A 14,493-nucleotide genomic window follows, 5' to 3' on the forward strand; every position below is an offset into this window, starting at 1 on the left:
CACGGCCCGTCGTGGAACCATCCGGCCATGACTGCGACGGCACCCCCTGCCGGGAGACGACCGGCCGTCGAGCACGCCCTCGGCCCGTTCACGCGTGCCCGCCCTCCGGCCGCGTGGGTACTGCGCGTGCTGGCGACCCTCCTCGACTCGGCCCTCGTGGCGTCGGTGGCCTTCCTCGCCACCGGCGGCGGGCCGACCCTGGCCGCGCTGCCCGTGCTGGGCAAGCCCGGCGGCGGCGGCGGCGCGGGGTGGACGGTGGGCACGCTGCTGGTGCTCGGGGCGCTCCAGGCATACACGGGCATGACGCCCGGCAAGCGGGTGGCCGGCATCGCGGTGGTCGACGACGGCTCCGGCCGCCCGATCGGGCTGCCCGGCACGATGGTGCGCTGGTTCGCCCACGTGCTCGACGCGATCCTGCTGATCGGCTACCTGCGCGCCGCCTTCCGCCGCGACGGGCGCACGTTCGCGGACTCGCTGCTCGGCACCGTCGCGGTGCGCACGACGACGCCCGAGCCGCATCCCCTCGTCGCCCGGCTCCGCACGGCCCGCGACACGCATGCGCCGTGGCTGCGCTGGCCGCGCCGCGTCACCTCGGCCGTCGCCCTCGTGCTCTGCGCCGCGGCTGCCACGATGAGCATCACCGCGAGCAGCGGCGGCGGGCAGCAGATGTCCGAGCAGGAGACGTCGTGCCTCAGCACCGGGGACTTCGCGCCGACGGCGGTGATCGGCAGCGCCCGGTCGTTCGACATGGACTCCCGACTCGGCATCACGCGCGTCGACGTCACACGCTGGCAGGTCGCGGTGGCGTGGTCCACCGGGCTTGGCATCGACTCGAGCGACAACCCGGAGGTCGGCGACCTCCGCGCCCGGCTCACGGCGACCTCGCCGGACGGGCGGTCCCACTCCTGGGCCGAGTCCCCCGGCGCGACCGGCCTCGACGAGGCGGGCGACGGGTTCGACGAGGTCGCCGGCGACCCGTGGATCTCGCTCGCCGATGAGGTCGCGTCCGCGGTGGTCACGGTGCCCGAGGAACCCACGGGCTGGACGGCGCGCGCGGAGCTGCTCGACGACGGGGCGGTCGTGGCCGAGTGCTCCGCTCCGGTCCCGGCCATCGAGACGGACCCCGCGGACCTGTGGTGACCGGCCGTCAGGGCCGGAACGTCGTCTGCCCGTGCGGCGACTTGGCGAACGCGAGCACCTTGTCGGCGACGACGCGATAGACCAGCGCCCGCTGGCCGTGCGGGTCGAACGACTCGTCGTCGTTCTCGAAGTCCCAGGCGTCGCCGTACTTGGCGCGGAACCCGTCGGCGAGGCGGCGCAGCCCGGGCTCGCCGGTGGCGCGGACGGCGGCACCCTCGACGACGACGTCGAGCCCGTCGTCCCAGGCCGGGGAGCCGATCGTCACCGCCACCTGCGGGCCGGCGGCCAGGTTGCGGGCCTTCTGCTCGTCAGGGCCGGTGCAGAACGCGAAGCCGTCGTCCGTCCACAGGCCCACGAGCGGCGTGACGTGCGGTCGCCCGTCCGCCCGCACCGTGACGAGCCGGTACAGGGTGGCGGCCGAGAGCGCGGCCTCGACCTCCTCCCACGGCGTGGGCACGGCGATCTCGCTGAAGCGGGAGTCGAGGGTTCCGGTAGGTGTCATGCCAGGACAGACCCGCCGGGCCGACGAAACTCGTCGGCCCGGCGGGTCCGGGAACCTGCGACCGGGAGCGGTCAGCGGCTGTGCGCCGACACGTCGCCCAGCGTGGTCGTGGCGCGGATCGCCACGGCGACGTCGCCGCCGTTGTTGGTGATCGCGTTGCTGACGCGGCCGAGCGTGGTGCCGGCGTCGAGCGACGCCGTGACGCCGGACGCGACACCCACCGTGACGTCGCCGGCCTGGGTGCGCAGGTCGAGCGCACCCTGCACGGCCTCGTCCACGCTCAGGTCGCCCTTCGCGGTGCTCAGCGAGCCGGGGCCGGTGAGGCGGCCGACGGCGATGTCTCCGGCCTGCGTGGTGAGGCGCGCGCTCGCCGCCTCGTCGAGCTTGATGTCGCCGTGCGCGGTGTCTACGACGACGTCGCCGAGGCGCCCGACGCCCCGCAGCGGGGCGCTCGCGGCCTTGACCTCGACGCCCGAGCCGGCGGGCAGCTGGACCGTGACCTCGACGTAGCCGGAGGGGCCGAAGGCCCGGTGCCCGTCGGGGGCCGTGACGCGCAGGACACCGTCGGCGTACTCGACCGTGGTCTGCTCCGCGGCCTTGACGTCGCGGCTCTTCGAGGCGTCGGCAGGCCGCACCTCGACGGTGGTGTCGGCGCGATCGGCGGCGATGAAGGTCAGGCGCCCGGCGGGGACGTCGACGACGGCGGACACCGGGGTGGTGGTGGGGTAGGTCTGCATCGCGTTCAGCTCCTGCGGTGATCGGTGCGAGTGTTTCTGACAAGAGAAACGCTACGTTGCGTTCGCAGACTGGGCAAGAGCAATGTTGCACATCAGAGACGTTCTCGCAGGTCACTGGGCATAGATCGTTGCATCGGTGTGAGAATTCAACGCAACCACCGATGTCGCGCGCGTTGCATCCGGTCCGGAGTGAACGTAACGTGGGCGCGTCACGACCGAGGGAGGACGCCATGCCGGGAGGCCGGCTCACCGCGCAGGAGCGCCAGCAGATCGCCCTGGGCCTCGCCGACGACCTCGCGTACGCGGAGATCGCGCGACGGCTCGACCGCCCGACGTCGACGGTCACGCGCGAGGTGATGCGCAACGGCGGGCCGGGGGGCTACCGCGCCGACCTCGCGCAGCGTGCCACCCAGCAGCGCGCCCACCGTCGCCGCCCTTCCGCGGCGCATCGCGGCGCCGCGACGGAGCTCGCCCGCCCCGACGACGCGGCCCTGCGCGAGTACGAGGAGACGTTCACGACCCTGCTCATGCAGTCGGGGCTCCCCCGCATGGCCGCCGCCGTGCTCACCCGGCTCTACGTCGCCGACTCGGGGAGCCTCACCGCGGCCGAGCTCGTGGAGCAGCTGCAGGTGAGCCCGGCGTCCGTGTCCAAGGCCGTCGGCCTCCTGGAGAACCTGGGCCTGATCCGCCGCGAGCGCGAGGACGGCCGCCGCGAGCGCTACGCCGCCGACGGCGACGCCTGGTACCAGTCGATGATCGCCGCCGCCCGCGCCAACGCTGCGCTCGCGGCCACTGCCCGCCAAGGGGTCGACGTCCTGGGCCGCGAGTCCCCCGCAGGCGCGCGCCTGGAGAACATGGCGCGATTCATCGACTTCGTGGCCGACAGCATCACGCGTGCGGCGGAGCAGGCGCGCGACCTGCTCCACACCGGCCCTGCTCCGGCACCGGACGACGACGCGCTGGAGGGCTGAGCCTCGATCAGCCCGGGTCGCGCTCCACCCAGCGGTCGGCGGCCCACAGCACGGCGAGCGCGAGCCCGGGGTCGGTGCCGTCGGCGACGTCCATCGTGTACGTGTCGCGGACCGTCACCCACTTCTGGGTGATCAGGGCGACGGGCGCGCCACCTGCGGTGACCGTGTATTCCTTCTCGATGAGGTTGCCCTGCAGCTCCCACTCCGGGCTGCCGGGAACCGTGAGCGTCATCCTCGAGCGGATCGGCGAGAACAGCTTGCCGTGCAGGGACGCGACCTCGGTGCCCGCGGCGTCGGCGATCGTCATGCGCTTCGGCACGTTGAGCACGCGGCCGGTGACGCGGTACACGACGGTCCCCGCGGCGTCGAGCACGTCGGCGCGCTCGCGCGGCCCGATCTTGCCGTCGACGACGAAGGCGTCGGCGCCCGCGAGGTCCGTGACGGTGAAGTCGCGCCCCATGGACACGAACTTCGACTTCACGACGTACCGCGACCAGCCGGCCGGGGGCGGAGGGAGTGCCATGCCGCCCAGGATGCCTTACTTGATGGCACCCATCGACAGGCCGCGCACCAGCTGCTTCTGCGCGATCCACCCGGCGAGGATCACCGGCAGCGACGCGAGCAGGGCCGCCGCGCTCAGCCGGGCGAGGAACAGGCCCTCGCTCGTCATCGTCGAGACGATGAAGATCGGCACCGTGGCGGCACGCGACGCCGTGAGGTTGAGCGCGAAGAAGAACTCGTTCCACGCGAAGATCACGCAGATGAGCGCCGTCGCGGCGATGCCGGGCGCCACCATGGGGATGAGCACGGAGCGCAGGGTCTTCATCAGCCCCGCGCCGTCGACGGCCGCGGCCTCGAGCACCTCGGCCGGGATCTCCTGGAAGAACGACCGCATCATCCACACCGCGATCGGCAGGTTCATCGCCGTGTACAGCACGACGAGGGTCCAGATGTTGTCGAGCACCCTCAGCTGCCCGGCGATGACGTAGATCGGCACGATGACGGCCACGACCGGCAGCATCTTGGTGGAGATGAAGAAGAACAGCACGTCGCTGACCTTCTCCACCGGCCGGATCGACAGCGCGTACGCGGCGGGGATGCCGAGCAGCAGCACGAGGACGGTGGAGACGCCGGTGGCGATCGCCGAGTTCGCGACGTACGACCCGGACTCCCCGATCACGGCCCGGAACTGGTCGAGCGTCGGGCTGAAGAACCAGGTGGGCGGGTCGGAGGACGCCTGGTTCTCCTGCTTGAAGGCCGTCATCGCCATCCACAGGACGGGGAAGAAGAACCCGAGCGCGAGGATCCAGGTGAGGCTGGTGAGCAGGCCGCCCGTGACGCGACCGCGGCGCGCCTCGCGCCGCACGGGCGCGGCCGCCGTCGTCGTGCGCGGAGCCGTGGTGGTGGCGGTCATGCTCACTCCTTGACGTCGAAGCTGCGGAAGATGAGCCGCAGCGCGGCGGAGGCGACGATGATCGTGGCGATGACGACGACGACGCCCATCGCGGCGGCCTGCCCGACGTCGAAGCCGAGGAAGGCGCGCTGGTAGATGTAGAACGGCAGGTTCGCGCTGGCCGTCCCGGGGCCGCCCGCGGTCATGAGGTAGATCTGGTCGAACGTGTTGACCACGTAGATGATCCCGAGCAGCACGCCCAGCTCGATGTACCGGCGCAGCTGCGGCAGCGTGATCGAGCCGAAGGTGCGCCACCAGCCGGCGCCGTCCATCGCGGCCGCCTCGAGCACGTCCTTCGGCTGCGCCTGCAGGCCGGCGAGCACCAGCAGCATCATGAACGGCGTCCACTGCCACACCAGGGCCATGAGGATCGCGACGATCGGGTACGTCGAGGTCCAGTCGACCGGGTCGATGCCCACCAGCCCGAGCGTCCAGTTGAACAGCCCGTACGTGGGGTTGAGCATCGCCATCGACCACAGCACCGAGCTGGCCACCGGCATGATGAGGAACGGTGTGATGAGCAGGGTGCGGGCCACGCCGCGGCCGCGGAACGGCCGGTCGAGCAGGATCGCGAGCACGATGCCCAGCACCATCGCGACGAGCACGCAGCCCAGCGTGATGATCACCGAGTTGAGCGCCGTCTGGCGGAACACCGAGTCGCGCGCGATGTCCACGTAGTTCGCCAGCCCGACGAACAGGTCGGACTCCGGACGCAGCAGGTTCCGCGAGTGCAGCGAGTACCAGATCGTCACGAGGAACGGGATCTGCGTGACGACGATCGTGAAGACCAGCGCGGGCAGCAGCGGGCCGCGGCGGCGCCACCGCTCGGCCCGGGAGTACCGGTGCTTGTCGGCGCGCGCCGCGCGCTGGGCCTGGGCGCGCCGGAGGTTCCCGGCCTGGGTGGCGACGGCGGTCATGGCTTTCCTCCGGCCTCGCTGCCTGGGGCGGCGTCCTGCTGCTCGTGGTACGTCTCCGCGACGGTCTCCGCGTACTGCTGCGACTGCTCGAGGGCTTCGGCCACGGACTTCTGGCCGGCGATCGCGGCGGACATCTGCTGCCCCACGCGGGTGCCGAGGTCCTGGAACTCCGGGATGCCGACGAACTGGATGCCCGGGTACGGCGCGGGCGCCACCATCGTCTTCTCCTGGGTGGCCTCGCCCATCGCCGTGAGGGTGGCGTCGGCGTACGCCTCGGAGACCTCCGCGTACTCGGGGATCTCGTACGTGGACAGCCGACTGCCCGGCGGCACCCGCTCCCACGACAGCCGCTCACCGACGAGCTTGATGTAGTCCTTGTCGGTCATCCACGAGACGAAGTCCCAGGCGGCGTCCTTGTGCTCGCTCGTGGACGGGATCGCCAGCGACCAGGAGTACAGCCAGCCGGCCGCGTCCGTCTCGCTCACCGGCGCGGGCACGTAGCCCGTCTTGCCCGCCACGGTGGACGACGCCGGGTCCTCGATCGACGAGACCATCGACGTCGCGTCGTACCACATGGCCGCCTGGCCCTGCGCGAACCGCGTGAGGCAGTCGCCGAAGCCGGACGTCGCGGCGCCGGGCTGGCCGTACCGCTGCACGGTGTCGACGTACGTCTCCACCGCCTCGCGCACCTCGGGCGAGTCGAGGCGTGCGTTCCCGTCCTCGTCGAACCACTGCCCGCCGAAGGTGTTCATCACGGTGGTCATCGGGGCCATGACCTCGCCCCACCCGGCCAGCCCGCGCAGGCAGACGCCCGCGAAGTCCTCGGCCGGGTCGTTCAGCTCGGCGGCCAGCTCCCGCACGTCGTCCCAGGTGGGGCGGTCCGGCATGGTGAGCCCGGCCTGCTCGAAGAGGTCCTTGCGATACGCCAGGAACGACGACTCGCCGTAGAACGGCACCGAGTAGAGGTCGCCGTCCACCGACAGCGCGTCGCGCACGCTGGGCACGAAGTCGTCGGGGTCGTAGCCCTCGGTGGCGTCGGCGTACGGCTGCAGGTTCTCGATCCAGCCGTTCTCGGCCCACATCGGCGTCTCGTAGTTGGAGATCATCACGACGTCGAACTCGCCGCCGCCCGTGGCGACGGACGCCGTGATCTTGGCGCGGGCCTCGTTCTCCGGCAGCGACACGAAGCGCACGTCCACGCCGGGGTGCTCCTTGCGGAACTCGTCCTGCAGGGAGATCGCGTCCTGCATCTGCGGGTTCGAGACGATCGCCACCACGATCTGCTCGCCGTCTCCCCCGCCGACGGCCCCCGCGCCGGCGCACGCGGCCAGGGAGAGCCCGAGGACGGCGGCGCTGCCCGCGGCGGCGAGCCGCCGGGTTCGTGGTCGGAACATCGCTGTCCTCACGTCGCTGGTCGGTTCGATCGGTGGTGCCTCGACGAGCCGCAGCGCGCACAGATGAGATGCGGCGCTGCGCTCATCTGTCTGGACAGTAGTTCGTTATGCTCAGGTGAGCAAGGCCCGCTGCTCACCCGACGAGGGTATCGACGAACTCAGCCAGCGAGGATGATCCCGTGACCGATGTCGAGCACGCCCGGCTCCTCGTGGACGTCAGCCGCGACTACTACCTCGACAACGAGTCCAAGGTGGACATCGCCGCCCGCCACGGCATCTCCCGCTTCCAGGTGGCCCGGCTGCTCGCCGAGGCGCGCGAGAGCGGCGTCGTGCGGATCGAGATCTCGCCGCCCGCCCACCTCGACTCCGACCGGGCACGGCGCCTGGCCGACCGCCTCGGGGCCCGCGAGGTCGTGGTCGTCGGCTCGGGCGGCTCCACCGCGGCGACGCGCGAGTCCGTCGCCCGCACCCTCGCCCGCGTCGTGGGCGAGCACGTGCGCGAAGGGGCGACGCTCGGCGTCTCCTGGTCCCGCACCATCGAGCTGGCCGTGCGGCACCTCGCCCCCTTGCCCGCGTGCGACGTCGTGCAGCTGGTCGGCGCGCTGCCCGTGGACGGCTCGGGCGACTCGCTCGACATGATCCAGGCCTTCCGGCGGATGCCCGGCGTGCGCACGTGGCCCGTGTGGTCGCCGCTGCTCGTCTCCGACCCGGGCACGGCCGCCGGCATGCGGCGCCAGCCCGAGATCGCCGCGGCCCTCGACCGCGCCGACGGCCTCGACCTCGCCGTCGTCGCCGTCGGCGCCTGGACCGCCACCGGGTCCACCGTGTTCCCGCAGGTCACCGGCGACGAACGCCGGGCCGCGACCGCCGCCGGCACGGTCGCCGAGTGCTCCGGGCGCCTCTTCGACGCCGAGGGACGCCGCGTCGTCACGCCGCTCGACGCCCGCGTGGTCGGCGTGACCTTCGACCAGCTCGTGCGCACCCCCGAGGTCGTCACCGCCGGCTACGGGCGAGAGGCCGCCCCGGGCCTGCGCGCCGCCGTCGCCGGCGGCATCGCCACGACCGTGGTGTGCGACGACGCCGCCGCGAGCGCCCTCGAGGACCTGCTGGACGCCGCGACCGCGTGACGTCCGTTTGCGGGCATGACCTGCGCCGTCGAGCCTGAGGGGGACGCGAGGAGGACACCATGGCCGAGACCGGCACGCCGAAGACCGGGCCCGACGACGGCAGGTCGCCCGACGCCCCCGACTCCGAGGCCCCTGACACCGAGGCTTCCGGCACCGAGGCCCCCGACACCCCGCGCGCCCCCTCGGACGCGCCGAAGCCGTCCTGGGGCCGGGCACTCAAGGCCACCTTCCGCGAGTTCCTTGCCGACGAGTGCACCGACCTCGCGGCCGGGCTGACCTACTACGCCGTCCTGGCATCCGCACCCGCCCTGCTGGCGCTCGTGTCGCTCCTCGGGTTCGTGGGGGACGCCGAGAAGGCCCTCGACTCCGTGCTGAACACCCTCTCGGAGTTCCTCCCGAAGGACATGATCGGCATCGTCGAGCCGCTCATCGAGAACGCCGTCGGCAACACGGGCGCCGGCGTCGCCCTCGTGCTCAGCCTCGTGCTCGCACTGTGGTCCGCGTCCGGGTACGTGGGAGCGTTCGGCCGCGCGATGAACCGCATCTACGACATCGAGGAGGGGCGCCCGATCTGGAAGCTGCGCCCCGCGATGTTCGCCGTGACGCTGGTGGTGCTGATCATCACGGCCGTCGTCGTCGCGAGCTTGGTGCTCTCCGGGCCGATCGCACGGTCGGTGGGCGAGGCGATCGGGCTCGGGGAGGTCGCGATCACCGTGTGGGGCATCGCGAAGTGGCCGGTGGCGCTGCTGCTCGTGATCGTGGCCGTCGCGCTGCTGTACCACTTCACCCCCAACGTGAAGCGGCCGCGATTCCGCTGGCTGAGCGTCGGCGCCATGGTCGCCATCGTGGTGACCGGCATCGCCTCCGCGGCGTTCGGGTGGTACGTCGGCAGCAGCTTCTCGAACTACGGCTCCTACGGCATCCTCGCCGCGGTCATCGTGCTGCTGCTGTGGCTGTGGATCGTCAACCTCGTGTTGCTGCTCGGGGCCGAGCTCGACGCCGAGGTGGAGCGGAGCCGCGAGCTCAACGACGGACTGCCCGCGGAGGAGAGGGTGCAGCTCCCGCCCCGCGACACCAAGGCCAGCGACAAGAAGGCCGGCAAGCGCCGCGACGCGGTCGCCGAGGCGCGCGCCGTCCGGGAGGCCGCCGCCCGCGACGCCGACGGTTGAGCATGTCGGAACCACCCCCGGGTCTCGACACGCTCAGCCAGCGACGAGGTTCTCCACCGTCGCCCGCGCGCCCAGCGTGTGCAACGAGTCCAGCGCGGCGGTGTACGCCTCCACGAACCGCGGCTCGGTGGCCAGGTCGCCGAACAGCTCCTCGTCGCGCACGAAGGCGAGCGGGTCCTTGCGGTTCCGCGCCGCGGCGGCCTTGAGCCGGTCGGCGAGGCGGTCGACGATCGCGATGGGCTCGCCCTGCTCGTCCACGGCCTCGTCGTACCGGGCCCAGGCGGCGACGACGGCCGCCGACCGGTGCACCTCCCCGCCGGCCGCGAGGTTCGCCCGGATCACAGGGACCAGCCACTTGGGGATGCGGTCGGACGACTCGGCGCACAGGCGCGCGAGCGTGTCGCGCACGTGCGGGTTGGCGAAGCGCTCGATCAGCGTGGCCTGGTACCCCTCGAGGTCCACGCCCGGCACGGGCCGCAGCGTCGGGGCGCCCTCGCGCGCCATGTAGTCGCGCAGGAAGCGCACGAACGTCTCGTCCGCGCAGACCTCGTGCGCGTACCGGTAGCCCGCCAGGTAGCCGAGATAGCACAGCGCCTGGTGGCTGGCGTTGAGCAGCCGCAGCTTCATGAGCTCGTAGGGCTCGACGTCGTCGACGAGCTGCGCACCGACCTCTTCGTACGGCGGGCGGCCGGCGGCGAAGCGGTCCTCGACCACCCACTGCGTGAACGGCTCGGCCACGACCGGCCACGCGTCATCGACGCCGAACCGCTCGGCCACCATGGCGCGGTCGTCGTCCGTGGTGACCGGCGTGATGCGGTCGACCATCGAGTTCGGGAACGGCACATGCTCCTCGATCCAGGCGGCGAGCTCCGGGTCCTTGAGGCGCGCGAAGGCGGTGAACATGCGGCGCGCGACGTCGCCGTTGCCCTGGATGTTGTCGCAGCTCTGCACGGTGAACGGCGGGACGCCGCGGTCGCGACGGCGGCGCAGCGCCTCGGTGACCAGGCCGAACGTGGTGGCGGTGGCGGGCGCGGCGCCCGGCTCGAGGTCGGCGCGCACGGCCGGATCGGCGGCGTCGAACTCCCCCGTGACCGGGTTGACGTTGTAGCCGCCCTCGGTGACCGTCAGCGACACGATCCGGATCTCGGGCGACGCCATCCTCTCCAGCACCGCCTCGGGGTCGTCGGGGGCGAGCAGGAACTCCACGATCGAGCCGATCACGCGGCCCTCGAGGGTGCCGTCGGGGTGCTTGAGCACCAGGGTGTACAGCCCGTCCTGCGACATGAGCGCGTCGCGCATGCGCGCGTCGTGGGGCAGCACGCCGACGCCGCAGATCGCCCAGTCGAGCGCCTTGCCGGCGTTCATCAGCCGGTCCAGGTACATCGCCTGGTGCGCGCGGTGGAAGCCGCCCACGCCGAGGTGCACGATGCCGGCGCGCAGGCGGGTGCGGTCGTACTCCGGGACGGCGAGCGGCAGGTCACCGCCCGCCAGGGAGGCCACGGTCTCGGCGTTGAGTGCGGTCATGGTGCGTCCTTGCTCCGTCGGGTGCGGGAAGCACCCAACGTAGCAAACGAGCACGTGCGCCGTCACAGATGAGCGAGAACCGGTGAGCTCAGCGTCGGGTCAGCCGGAACACCGGGATGATGCGCGACGTCCTGCGCTCGTAATCGGCGAACCCGTCGGAGTGCGCCTTGAAGCGGGCCCACGCCTCGTCGCGGTCGTCGTCCAGGAGCTCCTCGGCGCGAACGTCGACCACGCCGTCGTCGGGCGCCTCGATGCTGACGTCCGGGTGCTCGAGGAGGTTGTGGTACCACGCCGGGTTCGCGGGGTGCCCGCCCGCGGACGCGGCGATCAGCCACGACTTCTCGCCGTCCCCGATCGCCGCGAGAGGGGTGACCCGCTCGACGCCCGTCCGCGCGCCCAGGTGGTGCAGCAGCACCAGCCCGCGCCCGAACCCCATGGTCGTGACGGTCCCGTCGTTCGCGCGGAACTCGTCGATGATCTGCTGGTTCCAGTCGGCCATGCAGGCAGTATGGACGACGCCGGCGAGCTACGGCTGGGTGAGCGCGCGGAGGTCCTCGAGGGTGCCGTCGAACACGTTCATGTCGATGTGCTCCTCCTCGCCCTCGTAGCCGGGCAGGGTGTCGCGGTCGGAGTACTGCCAGAACTCCCAGTCGCGGCGCGGCAGGTCGGGGCTCGAGGCGACGGACCGGATCCACAGGGGGTACCGGTCGTAGTCGTCGCCCAGGTAGTCCGCCCGGATCTGCTGGGTCGTGTAGAGGATGGGCGGCACGCCGTAGTGCTCCTCGAGCGCGTCGAGCATCGGGTCGAGGATCCCGCGCAGCTCGTCGACGCCGGGCGGGTCGGCGGCGAACTCGCCGTAGTACTCGACGTCGACCACCGGCGGCAGGCTGCCCGGCTCGGACGGCACGACGTCGATCATGTGCGCCGCCTGGTCGGCGCCGGGGCTCTCGAAGGAGAGGAAGTGGTACGCGCCGACCAGCAGGTCGGTGTCGCGGGCGGCCGCCCAGCTGGCGGCGAACCGCTCGTCCACGTGACCGGACCCCTCGGTGGCCTTGACGAACGCGAAGTCCAGGTCCTGCGCGGCCAGCACGGGCCAGTCGATCTCGCCCTGGTAGGCGGAGACGTCGACACCGCGCACGGCGTACCGGTCCGCCGTCAGACGGTTGGGCCAGAGCACGCCGTTCCACACCAGCAGGGCCAGCACGGCCAGCAGCACGACGACGGCCCCGGCGACGATCCCCAGGACCCGGCCCCGCCGGCGTCCGCCGGTCCCTCCGCTGCTCACCCGCCGATGATCCCTGATCGGCCCCCGCGCGGCCAGCGTCCCGCGCGCCGGACGCCGAGCGCCACGGAATGATGTCCCCATCCGAGGTGAGGAGCGACGTGCCCGACGTCACCAGCGACATTGCGGCAGCGCCCCGAGCCGCCGCGACGGCCCCCGCCCGACTGCTCCGCACGGCGCGCCGCGTCCCGTTCACGCTCGGCGTCGTCGGGCTGATGCTCGTCCTCGGCGGCGTCACCGGCGCCCTGTGGACCCCGTTCGAGGACCACCCGTGGTTCGAGAACGTCGCGTTCGGTGCCCCGGCGTTCGCCGACGGCCGCTGGTGGACGCCCGTCACCGGCTCGTTCTTCGCCCTCGAACCGTGGGAGTACCTGGCCGTCGCAGGGGTCTTCCTGCTGCTCGTCGGCTGGACGGAGCACCGGCTCGGCACCCGCCGCGCCGCCGTCACGGCGGTCACCTGCCAGCTCGTCGGCGTCGTCGGCACCGCGGGCGGGCTCGCCCTCCTCGCCCGGACGGACTGGGCCTGGGCGGACCGGCTCGCCGGCGTGCTCGACGTCGGCTTCAGCGCGGGCGTCGTGGGCACGGTCACCGTGACCGCCCTGAGCCTGGCCCCGCCGTGGCGGTTCCGGGTGAGCGCCCTGGTCGCGATCTACGTGCTCGTCGCCCTCGTGGCGTGGGGCGGGATCGCGGACGTCGAGCACCTCGTCGGCTGGCTGGCCGGGCTCGTCATCGCCCGCCCCGTGCTGGGCGCGAGGCTGGGCCGCCGCACCCGCGCCGGACGGGTGCAGCGGGACCGGGCGACGGCAGCCGGGTACTTCGCGATCTCGGCCCTCCTCGTGGTGCTCACCAGCTTCGCCGCCGGGCCCAGCGCCGGCCCGCTCGGCACGATGTCGGGCGACGACTGGCCCACGGGGATCATCGCGGTCACGGTCGACCTGGTGCTGGCCGTGGGTCTGCTGCGCGGACGCCGCACCTGGTGGCGGGTGGCCGTCGTGCTCACCGGCGTGGGCGTGCTCGCCGAGGCGGTGCTCACGCTCGCCGCCGCCGAAGGCCTGGGGCGCGGCGACCTGCTGCTGTACGTACTGATGCTGCTGCTCGACGGCGGCGCGCTGGCCCTGCTGCTCGTGCGCCGGTCCTCGTTCCGCGCCCGCCGCGCCGCCCGCCCGGCCGCCGGGAGCCACCTGGACCAGGACGCCGCCCGTGCCGAGCTCCGACGCCTCGGCGCGGGCCAGCGGCTCGCGTGGATGACGACGTGGGACGGCAGCGAGCGCTGGGCACCGCCGGACGAGGCCGCGGCGGGCGGCGGCTACGTCGCGTACCAGGCGCACGCGGGCGTCGCGGTCGTCCTCACCGACCCGGTCGGCGACGGGCCCGAGGGGCGCGCGGAGCTCGTGGACGCCTTCGTCGACGCGGCCTCCGCCGCGGGCGCCGGGTCGTGCTTCTTCTCCTCGAGCGAGGAGGTCGCGTCGATCGGGAGGGCGCGCGGATGGACGCTCGTCCCGGTGGCCCAGGAGGCCGTGATCGACCTGCCCGGGCTGGAGTTCCGGGGGAAGAAGTGGCAGGACGTGCGCACGGCGCTCAACCAGGCCGCGAAGCAGGGCATGGAGCACCGGCTGGTGCGGCTGGTCGACGAGCCGCCCGAGACCCTCGCGCAGGTGCGGGCCATCTCCGAGGCGTGGCTCGGCGACAGCGACCTGCCGGAGATGGCCTTCACGCTGGGCGGGGTCCGCGAGGCCCTCGACCCGGAGGTGCGCGTGGGCCTCGCGGTCGACGGGGAGGGCCGCGTGCACGGGGTGACCAGCTGGCTGCCCGTGCACGCGCCCGGCGGGCAGGTCGTCGGCTGGACCCTCGACGTCATGCGGCGCGCGCCGAACTCCTTCCGCTACACGATGGAGCTGCTCATCGCGTCCGCCCTCACGGCGTTCCGCGACGAGGGCGCCCTGGAGGCCTCGCTGTCCGGGAGCCCGCTCGCGCACGGCGACGAGCGGTCCCCCGCGGGTCTCGACGCCGTCCTCGACCGCCTCGCGGAGACGCTCGAACCTTGGTACGGCTTCGATTCGCTGCACCGGTTCAAGATGAAGTTCCAGCCGCGGAGCGTGCCGCTCTATCTCGTCGTGACCGAGCCCGCGACCCTCACGCTGGTCGGCCTTGCTCTCGTGCGGTGCTACCTACCCGACGTGCGAGCGCGCGAGCTGGTGGCGGCGGCCCGGTCGTCCCGCTCCGCCCGCGGCTGACGCCGCCTCGGCCTCGGGCGCGCGGCGCCGGAGGCAGGCTGGC

14 protein-coding genes are annotated in these 14,493 nt (G+C 72.8%); 5 read left to right on the plus strand and 9 right to left on the minus strand.

What is annotated here, in order from left to right; all coding sequences use genetic code 11:
* Nucleotides 1-27: 27 nt before the first annotated feature.
* The gene (locus B5Y66_RS09330; RefSeq protein ID WP_139820815.1) at nt 28-1,140 is read left to right on the plus strand and encodes an RDD family protein; all 1,113 of its coding nucleotides are present in this window, start codon (nt 28-30) and stop codon (nt 1,138-1,140) included.
* Between the two features lie 7 nt (nt 1,141-1,147).
* Here the strand turns inward: B5Y66_RS09330 and B5Y66_RS09335 are convergent, their stop codons facing one another.
* Nucleotides 1,148-1,642 carry a pyridoxamine 5'-phosphate oxidase family protein gene (locus B5Y66_RS09335; protein WP_079573774.1) on the minus strand — a complete coding sequence of 165 codons (495 nt, stop codon included), beginning with the start codon at nt 1,640-1,642 and terminating at the stop codon, nt 1,148-1,150.
* 71 nt (nt 1,643-1,713) lie between these two features.
* The gene (locus B5Y66_RS09340) at nt 1,714-2,379 is read right to left on the minus strand and encodes a DUF4097 family beta strand repeat-containing protein (protein ID WP_079573776.1); all 666 of its coding nucleotides are present in this window, start codon (nt 2,377-2,379) and stop codon (nt 1,714-1,716) included.
* Between the two features lie 230 nt (nt 2,380-2,609).
* Between B5Y66_RS09340 and B5Y66_RS09345 the strand changes: the two genes are divergently transcribed.
* Nucleotides 2,610-3,350, plus strand: coding sequence for a GbsR/MarR family transcriptional regulator (locus B5Y66_RS09345; protein WP_079573778.1), 741 nt, complete (start codon nt 2,610-2,612; stop codon nt 3,348-3,350).
* Nucleotides 3,351-3,357: 7 nt separating this feature from the next.
* Here B5Y66_RS09345 and B5Y66_RS09350 read toward each other — a convergent pair whose 3' ends face one another.
* The 4 genes from B5Y66_RS09350 to B5Y66_RS09365 are packed head-to-tail and all read right to left on the minus strand — an operon-like array spanning nt 3,358 to nt 7,114.
* Nucleotides 3,358-3,873 carry an LURP-one-related/scramblase family protein gene (locus B5Y66_RS09350; RefSeq protein ID WP_079573780.1) on the minus strand — a complete coding sequence of 172 codons (516 nt, stop codon included), beginning with the start codon at nt 3,871-3,873 and terminating at the stop codon, nt 3,358-3,360.
* Between the two features lie 15 nt (nt 3,874-3,888).
* Entirely contained in the window at nt 3,889-4,764 is an 876-nt protein-coding gene (locus B5Y66_RS09355; RefSeq protein WP_079573782.1) for a carbohydrate ABC transporter permease, read from the minus strand.
* A gap of 2 nt (nt 4,765-4,766) precedes the next feature.
* Entirely contained in the window at nt 4,767-5,720 is a 954-nt protein-coding gene (locus B5Y66_RS09360; RefSeq protein WP_079573783.1) for a carbohydrate ABC transporter permease, read from the minus strand.
* Nucleotides 5,717-7,114, minus strand: a complete 1,398-nt coding sequence (locus B5Y66_RS09365; RefSeq protein WP_079573785.1) for an ABC transporter substrate-binding protein — start codon at nt 7,112-7,114, stop codon at nt 5,717-5,719. Before B5Y66_RS09365 ends, B5Y66_RS09360 begins: the two co-directional genes overlap by 4 nt.
* Nucleotides 7,115-7,293: 179 nt before the next feature.
* On the opposite strand from B5Y66_RS09365, the gene B5Y66_RS09370 reads away from it, so the two are divergent.
* Both B5Y66_RS09370 and B5Y66_RS09375 read left to right on the plus strand, forming a co-directional pair.
* Nucleotides 7,294-8,241 carry a sugar-binding transcriptional regulator gene (locus tag B5Y66_RS09370; protein ID WP_079573787.1) on the plus strand — a complete coding sequence of 316 codons (948 nt, stop codon included), beginning with the start codon at nt 7,294-7,296 and terminating at the stop codon, nt 8,239-8,241.
* A 59-nt stretch (nt 8,242-8,300) separates the two neighbouring features.
* The gene (locus tag B5Y66_RS09375) at nt 8,301-9,410 is read left to right on the plus strand and encodes a YihY/virulence factor BrkB family protein (protein ID WP_079573789.1); all 1,110 of its coding nucleotides are present in this window, start codon (nt 8,301-8,303) and stop codon (nt 9,408-9,410) included.
* A 33-nt stretch (nt 9,411-9,443) separates the two neighbouring features.
* On the opposite strand, the gene B5Y66_RS09380 is transcribed toward B5Y66_RS09375, so the two are convergent.
* The 3 genes from B5Y66_RS09380 to B5Y66_RS09390 all read right to left on the minus strand — a co-directional run bounded on the left by B5Y66_RS09380 (nt 9,444) and on the right by B5Y66_RS09390 (nt 12,219).
* Nucleotides 9,444-10,934: a mannitol dehydrogenase family protein gene (locus B5Y66_RS09380; protein WP_079573791.1), complete on the minus strand. Its 1,491-nt coding sequence runs from the start codon at nt 10,932-10,934 to the stop codon at nt 9,444-9,446.
* 88 nt (nt 10,935-11,022) lie between these two features.
* Entirely contained in the window at nt 11,023-11,433 is a 411-nt protein-coding gene (locus tag B5Y66_RS09385) for a nitroreductase/quinone reductase family protein (protein WP_079573793.1), read from the minus strand.
* Nucleotides 11,434-11,460: 27 nt separating this feature from the next.
* On the minus strand, nt 11,461-12,219 hold the full coding sequence (locus B5Y66_RS09390) for a GH25 family lysozyme (protein WP_245807024.1): 759 nt from the start codon (nt 12,217-12,219) through the stop codon (nt 11,461-11,463).
* A gap of 98 nt (nt 12,220-12,317) precedes the next feature.
* Between B5Y66_RS09390 and B5Y66_RS09395 the strand changes: the two genes are divergently transcribed.
* Entirely contained in the window at nt 12,318-14,450 is a 2,133-nt protein-coding gene (locus tag B5Y66_RS09395) for a bifunctional lysylphosphatidylglycerol flippase/synthetase MprF (RefSeq protein WP_176168831.1), read from the plus strand.
* Nucleotides 14,451-14,493: the final 43 nt, after the last annotated feature.

It is taken from the genome of Krasilnikoviella flava (genome assembly GCF_900167525.1).
Classification (GTDB): Bacteria; Actinomycetota; Actinomycetes; order Actinomycetales; family Cellulomonadaceae; genus Isoptericola; species Isoptericola flavus.